Raw genomic sequence first — 10,647 nt, 5'->3', positions numbered from 1 at the left:
CTTTACGGGGGACTGGCAAAAACTGGAGATTGATTTCGTTGCTGAAAAAAACAGCGAACGGGTCTATATCCAAGTTGCCTATATGCTTACTGAACAATCAACCATTGACCGCGAGTTCGGCAACCTGGCATTGATCCGCGACAACTACCGTAAATTGGTCGTGAGTATGGACGCGCCACTTACGAATACTGTTAACGGTATTGAGCATTGGAATTTGCTGCGGTTTTTGGAAGGATTTTAAGACTTACCATACCTCTTCGATTTAGTTGTTGCCTATGGAATTTCAAAAAATAGGCAAGCTAGAAATGGATCAAGTTTTCCTTAAATTCTGGGCAGTGGCCACATCTCATTCCGCCGCACCTTGATTGCGTTCGAGAAGTGCAGGGCATTAGGCACGTTCTACGCAAAATGCAATTGCAAGTGAGCGGAAACCACCTTAAAAAAACACTTGCCGCTCAGAATTAAAACACAAGTGAGCGGAATCGTATTTTTTTGTACATTTACCGCTCACTTGCACTGTTTTTATGGAAAATATCATCATTGGCCGACAAAGAGAACTCAAACTGTTGCATGACCTCAAACAAAAGGATAGTTCTTCCTTTGTGGCTGTTTTTGGCAGAAGACGGGTGGGGAAAACATTCCTGATCCGAAGTGCTTTCAATAATCAGTTTACTTTTCAGTTGACCGGACTCGGAAAGGGTGGGGTGAAAAAACAACTGAATAATTTCTATGCTGCTTTTGCCAGATTGATGCCGCCAGGTACCGAAGTACCTTTTCCCAAGGACTGGTTCTGGGCGTTTCAGCAGTTGAGCGATTGGTTAGAATCGTTACCCACTGGCCAAAAAGTCATTTTCTTGGATGAGTTGCCTTGGTTTGATACACCTCAATCGGGATTTATTTCGGCATTGGAGCATTTTTGGAACAGTTGGGCCAGCGCTCGTCGGGATATTTTGCTCATCGTTTGTGGTTCGGCAGCATCCTGGATGCTTCACAACCTAATCAATAACCGGGGCGGGCTACACAACCGAGTAACGCATAGAATCCGCTTAGAACCCTTTACATTGGCTGAATGTGCAGCGTATTTTAGGCAAAAATCGGCTGTTTATGGACACTACCAATTGGTTCAGTTGTACATGGTTACCGGAGGAATTCCCTTTTATTTGGAACAAGTGGAAACGGGCAAAAGTATACCACAGAACGTCAATGACCTTGGCTTTATGGCAGATGGCTTTTTGCGAACCGAATTTGATAATTTGTATGCTTCCCTTTACCGAAATGCCGAAAGGCACATTGCCGTAGTGGAGACTTTGGCCAAAAAATCAAAAGGGATGAGCCGCGAAGAACTGTTGTTCAAGGCATCGCTTTCAGATGGAGGGAGTGCTACAAAAGTGTTGAAAGAGCTCGAAGAAAGTGGGTTTATCAGAAAGTACCAAGCTTATGATAAAAAGGAGAAAAACGCCATATTTCAATTGACGGATTTCTATTCGTTGTTTTATCTTCGATTTATTCGAAATACCAGTCCGCTCGACAACCAAAACTGGATAAGTGGCCTTGACAGTCCTGAGTATCGGGCTTGGAGCGGATATGCCTTTGAACAAGTATGCTTAGCGCATATTGACCAAATAAAGCAGGCGCTGGGAATCAGCGGCGTTCAAACGGCAACATCGGCCTGGATGGGCGAAAAAGAAGGCCAAAAAGCCCAAATTGATTTGGTTATTGACCGTCGAGATCAAGTCATCAACCTCTGTGAGATGAAATTTTCTATTCAGCCATTTTCCATTGATAAAGCATATTCTGACGCTTTGCGCAACAAAATTGGTCTATTCAAAGATATAACGGCTACCAATAAAGCCATTTTTCTGACCATGATTACCACTTTCGGCCTCGTTCGCAATGACCATGCCATGGCTTTGGTGCAAAATGACCTGAGTATGGAGGTCTTGTTTCGCGATTAGCAAAACAATGAATTGGTACCCAAATTGGATTCGACCAGGTTTAATTTTCTACAGATTTTTCCGCCATGGTTTCCAGTACCCTCTATCCCAAAGTATTCGATACCGAACATAGGCTTCTTCACGATTGTACAATTTTAAAGACATCATCAAAGTGAGGTGAAATAGCACATTCTCATCACTTTCCTTTTCCAACCAATGCTCGAACTGTGGATGAGTTCGGCATCGAATGTCTTTTTTGATGCGGAGACGAATGTAGGTAAGATTGGCCTGTTTTGAACTTGTTTGAATGCTGTTGACATGCTCGCGATGTTCAGGAGATTCCATTAATTCCTGCAACTCCTGAAGCATTTTTTCTATGGCCGCCTCTACAGTGGCAATTACCGGGTTGCGATGCAGTGCTAATTCGAGGAAAGGGCGCTCATGTGGATGAAACTTGTCGAGGAATGACTTTTGGGTCAATTCAATCGATTCATCTTCTATTTCATCGGCGTCTTCCACCTGTTCATCTGTCTGTGCCTCAGCCAGTTTTTGTTTCATTTGATCAAACGCATCGGCATTGTTTTCGAGCCACTCGTCAATGATTTGTTTAAAAACTTTACCTTGCTTGGGTGCATGATACATGAATGCTTCAAAAAGTTCTTGTGGCGTGGCATAGATGGGACAAATATCGACTCGATTGCCCGTCATGCGGTAAAGCATGCCCCAAAGTGACTCATCGCCCCTTTCTAATGCTTCTTTGTTGGTGTAAAAATGGTCTAATTCTTCGCGCTGCTGCGGAGTCCACAGAATGAGTTTTTTCAAGAATGACTTCAGTAAATGGGTTAGATCGTATGCTTTTATCTCTTCTTCATCTCCCTGTTCCTGGGTCAATTGTTTACTTTTGGCAACCAACTCCAGGGTACGCTCCAAATCTTGTGTCACTGCGATCCAGGGATCAAGCACATCTGCAAAACCAAAAGTGCCAAAAGTATTGCTGGACAAAACATCGGCATAACAATCAAAAGCTGCACGATACCCAACATGTTCAATTGCAAAAGCCATGTTCTTTTTGTATTGCTTGCGGAACAGGTGCTCCATGCGGCATACCGCCTGAGCTTGCTCAGGATATTCCTGGATGAATGAATGCAAGAGGCGTTTTTTGTCAAAATGGATGGGCAAGTCAAAATGCTCTTCAAAATGAGCCGACAACCAGGAGACCACATCCTCGATATGCTCCAACTGCTGCTCCATTGCCGTCATGAATATTTTACCAGGAAGTAAGTTTTCCAGCATGATGCCAATGGCTAAAATAGCGCATTCGTAGGCAGCTCCACGAGTATCGATGTAGCCATACTTGGTCGAAGCGCCATTGGCCTGTGGCAAAGAACCGTCGTTTCGAAAAGGGTAGTGTGGAAACCAGGTAATTGGTTTGTTAGGGTCTTCTTCACCGCCGTCTAGTTCTTCAGCCAGGTGTTTGTGCCAGTTTTTGTAAAAACGAATCGTGGTTCCGGTGGTGTAGGATGTCCAATCCCCGTAAAAAGCAAGGCTCTCGTCTGGAGTCCCAATGTTTTCTCGCAATTCAAAATGATCTTTGTCCAGATTTGCCTGGTATCCATAGTATGCTTCAATGCGTACAAGCTTCAAAGGAAAATGGGTGACGATGGACAGCATGCGCAGATAGGCCTTTTCCCATTCTTGAGGGCTGATGGCGGAAGTTTTGAAGAAGAGTTGGAGCATAGATTACGTTTTGCCGGTCATCTATTAATCATAAAGTCAATCTTAGTTTTCATTGCCAAAATCATCCGAAAAGCAGGGTTATACTTAATTGTTGGCAAGTTGTATGAAGTGCGAGCGGATACAAAATGCAACAAGAAAAAGAAAATCAAGAGGTGGAATCACCAAGCACTCCAGCTGAATAATCAGCGATCAGCTCATCGATTGAAGATTTAAGTGCCTTAATTCCTAATCCTTTATCGCTTTTGATGACCGATAGAATCCTGTAATCAATTCGCTGACCAGTGAATCCAAATCAATATTGGAAGCAGCAAGCCACGCTTCTATTTCATGGTCTACCTTTAATTTGATCATAAGGTGCTGCTTGTAATCGGCTATATCAGAATCTATCCTAACCCATTCCCCCTCAAAATCCTCATCTTCCTCTAGGTTTGTATCATCGTAATGGATTTTATCCTCTGGGACGTCGAACCCAAGAGCACCTAATTTTATGGCATCCGTAGCTGCTACGCTATCTGAATCCACAAAATCCACTTCATAATCTTCACTTAATGCATTCTGTTCCAAAAGCGCTAAGGCTTTGGCCAAGGTGATTTTATTTTTTGTCATATGCATCATCTTGTTTGCTTAAACTATTTGCAAGATAACTTTCTCGCTCATCTTTTCTAGCAGGACGAGCCGAAATTAGCCGAAAAGCAAAATTTCGGATGGTGTACACCACCAGTATGATAACTTTAAATACTTTTCCGATCCTTAAGTATCTTCTTTCCCCATTTACATCAAGCGCATATTGCAGTCTATTCTCATCTTCAAATACGTCTTTTGCGTTTTCAAAGGAAATTTTGTGTTTTATTTTGTTCTTATTGTTCTTGTTTTCATCCCATTCAAATTCACGCTTCATTTTGTTGGGTTTTCTGGTTTTGGTTTGGTTTTTTTTCTGAACGTTACGATTCCCGAAAAAGCGACTTTTAGTAGCAATTTTCGGAAAGCGATTGTTCTCGGTTACTATGGGTTAATTTGCTTTTTTAGCTCTTCAATTTGCCGGTGCAATTCAAGGTTTTTCTGGATTTCCTCTTCTGCCCGTTTCTTCTCTTCAATCAGCAACTTATCCTTCTCTGCGATAATCTCTTCCTTTTCGGCGATGATTTCATCTTTTTTTCTCATCTCCCGATCAAAAATCCGATCCAATTCATCCTCTACATCCATCAAGTCCCGAATCTCTTCGCTGGCAATGGCTCTCCCCAAACGATCTACCATTTTTTTGACCAAGGGGTCATTGGTATCGCCCTGAAAATCGAGTTGATGCTTGTCCGTTGTGCTTTGATAGATCGGACTGAAAATGTGCAGTACCCGCTCCAGTTTGTTGCGGGCTGCTTTGGCTAGCTTACGCACCTGTATCAAATAGGAATCGTGGGTCAACAACTCGACGAAATCCTCTTTGATGTCCAGAATTTCCTGGGTCACCACATCGCGGTATTCCCGATTGATTTTGACCACTCCCGACTGAATACTGTTTAAGGGGAAACCTAAAAAGTAGATCGTGATGATGGGCAATGGGAGTTTTTCTGGCTCTCCTTTATCGTTGAGTACATCGTCTTCTTTGCGGTAATTGTCGCCCAAATAACGCCGAAAGCGCATCACATCAAAAGCTTTTTTGGCCTTTTGCAACTCAATGAGGACTTTGCTGATTTCTCCGTTCGGCTTTTTGATTACTGCTTTGAAATCAAAACGCAAAATGCGAATATCCCCACTCGTTTCGGTGGAGGTTTCCTGCGGCTTTACTTCAACACTTTGCACTTCCTCCCCTAGAATAGTCGACAACAATTCGCGAGCAATCTCTACGTCTTCCAGCAGATATTTGAACACTACGTCATAGATGGGGTTGGCAATGATCATACCCGATTTTTTGTTTGATTTCTATTGCAAGGTAAACTATTTCGGGGAGGTTTTGGTTCTTTTTTCGTTTTTTATTTTGTTGAATACGGTAACCGAGAACAGGCTCGCATAAATGGCGTTACGAGTTTTGAAGTGAGCTACCGCAGCGACTTTGGCACAGCTTTCGTGTAAGTTGCTCAATTTCCAATCTTAACCTTACTCTTCTCTTCTATAATCGCCCCATTGATATCCAATTTTTGAATTACAAACACCCTTGATTTCTTGCAATTGCAGTTTATTTCCAATTCAATAGCCTCTTTTTTGACTACAATTGTGGTTAGAACATAACAAGTACAGCAAGGATTGATTTGTAGTTTAAAGTCCTTTCCCATAGGCTTTTCAATTTCAAATTTTCCGTCAATCTGGGTGATTCTTCCCTTTACTGTTTCGTCTAAAACTATACTGGCTCCAATAGTTATTTCGCCATCAGTTAATACGGTGCCTTTTAAAATCGACTGGCCAAATGAATAAAACCCTCCAATAAGGAGTAGCACTATTAGACTTGAGAATCTTTTATTCAAATTGATTTTCATGGAATTAACTTTAAATTGCCAACAACAATTACCTACTCAAACGGCTATAAGTTCCGAAAATTTTAAGACAACTCAGGGACCCACTGTACCATCAAGTTGAGACCCAAAAAATGTTTTATCTGGAATTGGCATATGATTATATTTGGAATTGTTTTAGTCTATTGTTTTTGTTGATTCTTGTTTTCTACAGCTTTTTTCACCATGCTTTCCAGCGCACTTTATCCCAAAGTATCCGATACCGCATGGTTGTCATACAATGCGTGTCGGCGTTTAGCCGACATTACTGTTGTTATGCTTTGTTCACGGCTGGATTCACTTTTTAATATAATTTTTCTTCTATTAATTTCCTCAATTCCAATAGACCAATTCCACCTTTCACAGATTTGCCATCATCTAAATGGTAAAAATCAACATATCTGATTTTCGTGATTGAATTGAATTCACCGAGAATATGATCTAAATATAAATAAGCCAAATTTCTGTATCGTTTTTCATCTTTATTTAAGTTTCTGACAAATATTCTCAAATCTACTTTGTCTTTATCCTCAAATTCTGGAATGATTTCAATGTCCCTTGATGGATATTCTACTCCGTCGAAATTCAACCCAATTTCATCACAAGGTTGTCTGTATTTTCTAACCAACCAGTTTTCCATTTTCGGATGCTTGTCAAATAACTTCTTTGTTGGCTCAATTCCTTTTTCATCTCCGTCTGGTGTGATAATCAAAACGTATTCATCATTTTCGTTCTTTGTGAGTTCTGGGAAAAGAATTGAACTGTATGATTTCAACTTCCTTGTTAGTTGATTATAAATCGAATAATCAGAAAAATCAGAATCTATAAATTTTTCAATTTCGGATTTGTTCTTTACAAACCAATTCCAAAAGTCCTTTTCTTTGTCACTTTTCCGTAGATTGAACACATTTATCTGGTTTTCCTTTTTTTCTGCTGGACGAAAACTTAAGCACTACGAAACCCACGACTAAGCAAAACCCGCATTGCGTATATAACTTAGTCGTTAGTTGCGTGTATATTCTCTTAGTCCGTATGTCATTTTCTTTCGTCTAAGTGGTTCAAAAACTTGACAATACGTCTCTCCAGTGAATATAGTAAACGATTATTTACCCAACAAGCAATCATCCATTAAATTTTCAAATCAACTGCGTTCAAAACCATCGGTTTGGTTGAGTTTATTTTGCCAACATTTTAGCGAAAGTTTATCTTTTATCTTTTAACCTGGATAATTGAGCCGCGTCTGCCAAATCCTGAGGGCGGCCTGCACTTATTTTAACCTGAATTAAATCTTCAATGCTTATGAAATTAATGTTGACACCTTCTGCCTGTAGTCGATTTTTCCTTGCAAAACAATCTTCAAATGTTGCGCCTTCTAAGGATGAAAGGATATCAATACGATAGGGTTCTTGACCAAGTTGCACCACGTTGGTTGGATTTAAGAAGTCTTCCTCGGAAAGCCCCAATGAACCGAAACCAAAAGCTTCAAGCGAAAGGAGCAAGTTTTTGACATTTGCAGCATCGAGCCAAATCCAAAAGTCTATGTCTTTGGTGTATCGCGGATAGCCGTGAAAATTTACCGCATACCCTCCAATAACGAGGTATCTAACACTGTTCGCGTTTAACAACTCGATAAACTCTTTGAAATCCTTGTTGATTACCATACATGCGTTGGTTTACTTCTGTGCGAAGTTTTTCAAGTTCTTCCAAACGTTGTGCATAAGAAAGGCTGAGCCAGTAAAACAGGTTACTGTCATCCTGGCCTATCTTTACTATTTTTACTATCCTTTGCATGAATTTAATCTTCTGATCTTTTACGAAGATACACCATCTTTTTCTGCAAACCAAATGCAATTCTTTTACTTTCATTCGCCCAAAATTCCTCACCTCTCCACCGTCTCAAATACCCCTGGCAGCGCCACCTCCAAAAACTCCAGATCATCCGAAAACCCGGCAATCTGGCTTTTCAAACCCGGCGGCAGTACAAAAGCATCGCCTTGCTGCAAGTGTTGCAAGGCATGTCCTTCCGCCTGCAAATCCAGGCTTCCTTTCATCACAAAAGAAAAAAGGATATCGGTGTTGTGGCTACAAAGCTGGGGCTTTTCATTGCTTTGATCAGGCCTCACCACCTGTACAGAGGCAACTCCTTTGGTAGCCTGATTAATCCCCGTGTCACGGTGTTCAAATCCCTTGATTCTCCAGGGTGTCCAAACGGCATCCTGGAGCAGGTGATGGCAAAAGGTTTGTCCTTGAAACTCCCGTTGGGGCAAAAACTGCGCGGTAGGCAATTCCATCTCGTGGTCGATGGTGGTCATGTGTTCGGCGGGAACGCCAATTTCAATCACTTCCAGGTTGTCGGAAGATTCCAGTACCCGATGGCGAATTTCGGGCGGTTGGGTCACACAATCGCCCGCACGAAGGATGAAAGGCGGCCCCTGATCTTCGTATACCAGTTTGACCCAGCCGCTGTAACAAAAAATCAACTGAAACCCAATCGTGTGGTAATGCACCATATCCGGTACAGGGCCACCCGTTGGGATGCGAATGTGCGAGGCAATGATGCTGCCCCCTAGGCGATCGGGAATCAGGTCTCGGTACATCATCCCAGCCCGGCCAATCACCCAGGGGTCTTGATCTTGCAGTTGGCGCACTTCAAATTTGTGCTGGGTAGCTGGTCGGTGCAGTTGATAGGACCGGGGGAGCAATTGGATGGTGGTTCCATTCGGGGCGATCAGGGTTATTTCTCCTGCGGCCAGTGCTTCTGGATCGTCGGCCAGGAGGTGAATATTTGGTGCAGGGCACCTGGCCTCTTTGTCGATGCGCAGGTGCAGGCCGTATCCCGACATGATCGCCACAGCCGGATCATCAGCCGGGAAGATGTTGTCCAGCCGGAAACCCAGCTTGGTAAAGAAAGCCATATCCTCGCTTAGCTCATTGCTGGGAAGTACAAGCTGAGGTAAAACGTCTGCTGCTTTGTTGCCCATTTTTGAATCCGGTTTTGTTGCCAGTTGTCCTAGGTGAAAGTTTCGGGTAGGGCTAATGTATGTCGATTAACTGAAAAATCGCACATTGAATGCGACTCCGCCTCTTATTATTCACTCAAACAATTCTTCATTACTCTTTCTCCATACCAAAGCGACAATAATAGCAGCGCGGATGACTCGGATTAACGCGGATTTTTATCACGCCTTCGGCGCAATTGGGATAAGATTAGCCACGAATTACACAGATTTTCACGAATTAAACATTCACTTCGTTCATGCCAACGCGCTTTCGCGCAAACGAAGTTTGTGCCTAAATTCGTGAAAATTTGTGCAATTCGTGGCCAAAAAAACTTTGCCGCAGGCAAAGCAAAATCCGCGTAAATCCGCTTTATCCGCGTTCATCCGCGCTGCTATTATTATCGCTTTGGTAAGAATAGTCTCTTCGCGAAATGGACTAATACACCCCCGAAAATGCAATACCCGTATACCGATGCATGTCATAGCTCAAAGTAGTCAAATCCTGGGCATTAAACTGTTGAACATCAGGATACCCGCATGCCCTGGCAATGACTTTGATCAGGTCATTGGAAGCTTGCAGGAAATTGTTGAGTTGCATGGCCGAAGCTTCAACGATCAATCGGCTTCTCAGGTTTTCTTTTTGGGTGGCAATCCCCACCGGGCAATTGTTGCTGCCACATGCCCGCATGCCCAGGCAACCAATGGCCTGTAAAGCCGAGTTGGAAATGGCGACTGCATCGGCTCCCAGCATCATCGCTTTGGCAAAATCCTCGGGCACTCTTAATCCTCCGGTGATCACCAGCGTGATGTCTTTGGCACCAATATTGTCGAGGTGCTTTCTGGCTCTGGCTAAGGCAGGTATGGTCGGGACGTTGATGTTGTTTCTCAGGATGGAAGGCGCCGAACCCGTTCCGCCGCCGCGGCCATCCAAGATCAGGTAATCAACCCCTACCTTGAGTGCAAAATCAATATCCGCTTCAATATGGCTGGCGGCTATTTTAAATCCAATGGGTATGCCCCCGGTTTGAGCCCTTACTTCCTGCGCAAATGCTGCAAAGTCTTCAGGAGTGATCAAATCAGGGAATGCGGCTGGGGAGATGGCATTTTGGCCTTCTTTCAGCCCTCGAACTTCTGCAATTTCTTTGCTTACTTTATTCCCGGGCAAGTGCCCACCAGTCCCGGTTTTGGCTCCTTGTCCTCCTTTGAAATGGAAGGCCTGCGCTTTTTTTACTTTGTCCCACGAAAAACCAAATTTAGCCGAAGCCAATTCGTAAAAATAGCGACTGTTGCTTTGTTGTTCTTCGGGAAGCATTCCTCCCTCCCCGCTACAAATGCCCGTGCCAGCCATTTCAGCGCCCATGGCCAGGGCGATTTTAGCTTCTTTGGACAAGGCACCAAAACTCATGTCTGAAACAAAAAGGGGCATTGCCAATTCCAAGGGCTTTTGGGCCCGGAAACCAATGACCACTTTGGTAGACACCTCTTCGTGGTCCAGCA

At 43.2% G+C, this 10,647-nt stretch carries 10 protein-coding genes and 1 pseudogene; 2 read left to right on the top strand and 9 right to left on the bottom strand.

The annotated features are described in order from the left end of the window. Both ABW391_RS27110 and ABW391_RS27105 read left to right on the top strand, forming a co-directional pair. Window positions 1–241, top strand: a pseudogene (locus tag ABW391_RS27110) (ATPase); the annotation flags it as partial. Between the two features lie 283 nt (window positions 242–524). Then, window positions 525–1,955, top strand: coding sequence for an AAA family ATPase (locus ABW391_RS27105; protein WP_353485042.1), 1,431 nt, complete (start codon window positions 525–527; stop codon window positions 1,953–1,955). A 48-nt stretch (window positions 1,956–2,003) separates the two neighbouring features. Here ABW391_RS27105 and ABW391_RS27100 read toward each other — a convergent pair whose 3' ends face one another. From ABW391_RS27100 to ABW391_RS27060, 9 genes are all read right to left on the bottom strand, one after another. Then, window positions 2,004–3,671 carry a hypothetical protein gene (locus tag ABW391_RS27100; RefSeq protein WP_353485041.1) on the bottom strand — a complete coding sequence of 556 codons (1,668 nt, stop codon included), beginning with the start codon at window positions 3,669–3,671 and terminating at the stop codon, window positions 2,004–2,006. 225 nt (window positions 3,672–3,896) lie between these two features. Further along, on the bottom strand, window positions 3,897–4,277 hold the full coding sequence (locus ABW391_RS27095; RefSeq protein ID WP_353485040.1) for a hypothetical protein: 381 nt from the start codon (window positions 4,275–4,277) through the stop codon (window positions 3,897–3,899). Further along, window positions 4,264–4,569, bottom strand: a complete 306-nt coding sequence (locus tag ABW391_RS27090; protein ID WP_353485039.1) for a BrnT family toxin — start codon at window positions 4,567–4,569, stop codon at window positions 4,264–4,266. Before ABW391_RS27090 ends, ABW391_RS27095 begins: the two co-directional genes overlap by 14 nt. Window positions 4,570–4,673: 104 nt before the next feature. After that, window positions 4,674–5,564 carry a hypothetical protein gene (locus ABW391_RS27085; RefSeq protein ID WP_353485038.1) on the bottom strand — a complete coding sequence of 297 codons (891 nt, stop codon included), beginning with the start codon at window positions 5,562–5,564 and terminating at the stop codon, window positions 4,674–4,676. A 176-nt stretch (window positions 5,565–5,740) separates the two neighbouring features. After that, window positions 5,741–6,136, bottom strand: a complete 396-nt coding sequence (locus ABW391_RS27080) for a hypothetical protein (protein WP_353485037.1) — start codon at window positions 6,134–6,136, stop codon at window positions 5,741–5,743. Window positions 6,137–6,455: 319 nt separating this feature from the next. Then, window positions 6,456–7,058 (bottom strand): hypothetical protein, encoded by a 603-nt coding sequence (locus tag ABW391_RS27075; protein WP_353485036.1) that lies wholly within the window; start codon window positions 7,056–7,058, stop codon window positions 6,456–6,458. Between the two features lie 295 nt (window positions 7,059–7,353). Beyond that, window positions 7,354–7,812 carry a nucleotidyltransferase gene (locus tag ABW391_RS27070; RefSeq protein WP_353485035.1) on the bottom strand — a complete coding sequence of 153 codons (459 nt, stop codon included), beginning with the start codon at window positions 7,810–7,812 and terminating at the stop codon, window positions 7,354–7,356. Between the two features lie 219 nt (window positions 7,813–8,031). Beyond that, the gene (locus ABW391_RS27065; RefSeq protein WP_353485034.1) at window positions 8,032–9,132 is read right to left on the bottom strand and encodes a cupin domain-containing protein; all 1,101 of its coding nucleotides are present in this window, start codon (window positions 9,130–9,132) and stop codon (window positions 8,032–8,034) included. 454 nt (window positions 9,133–9,586) lie between these two features. Continuing rightward, window positions 9,587–10,647: FMN-binding glutamate synthase family protein (locus tag ABW391_RS27060; RefSeq protein WP_353485033.1), on the bottom strand; the 1,061-nt coding region annotated here is incomplete at its 5' end.

Source organism: Haliscomenobacter sp., from assembly GCF_040403615.1.
In the GTDB taxonomy this organism is placed as follows: Bacteria; Bacteroidota; Bacteroidia; order Chitinophagales; family Saprospiraceae; genus Haliscomenobacter.
Note: the sequence above shows the minus strand (reverse complement) of the source record. Positions and strands in the feature narration are given on the sequence as shown.

What these genes read in the sequence shown, in the direction of transcription:
- ABW391_RS27105 (WP_353485042.1), top strand. Translation starts at nt 525, where the DNA reads ATGGAAAATATCATCATTGGCCGACAAAGAGAACTCAAACTGTTGCAT.
- ABW391_RS27100 (WP_353485041.1), bottom strand. Translation starts at nt 3,671, where the DNA reads ATGCTCCAACTCTTCTTCAAAACTTCCGCCATCAGCCCTCAAGAATGG.
- ABW391_RS27095 (WP_353485040.1), bottom strand. Translation starts at nt 4,277, where the DNA reads ATGACAAAAAATAAAATCACCTTGGCCAAAGCCTTAGCGCTTTTGGAA.
- ABW391_RS27090 (WP_353485039.1), bottom strand. Translation starts at nt 4,569, where the DNA reads ATGAAGCGTGAATTTGAATGGGATGAAAACAAGAACAATAAGAACAAA.
- ABW391_RS27085 (WP_353485038.1), bottom strand. Translation starts at nt 5,564, where the DNA reads ATGATCATTGCCAACCCCATCTATGACGTAGTGTTCAAATATCTGCTG.
- ABW391_RS27080 (WP_353485037.1), bottom strand. Translation starts at nt 6,136, where the DNA reads ATGAAAATCAATTTGAATAAAAGATTCTCAAGTCTAATAGTGCTACTC.
- ABW391_RS27070 (WP_353485035.1), bottom strand. Translation starts at nt 7,812, where the DNA reads ATGGTAATCAACAAGGATTTCAAAGAGTTTATCGAGTTGTTAAACGCG.
- ABW391_RS27065 (WP_353485034.1), bottom strand. Translation starts at nt 9,132, where the DNA reads ATGGGCAACAAAGCAGCAGACGTTTTACCTCAGCTTGTACTTCCCAGC.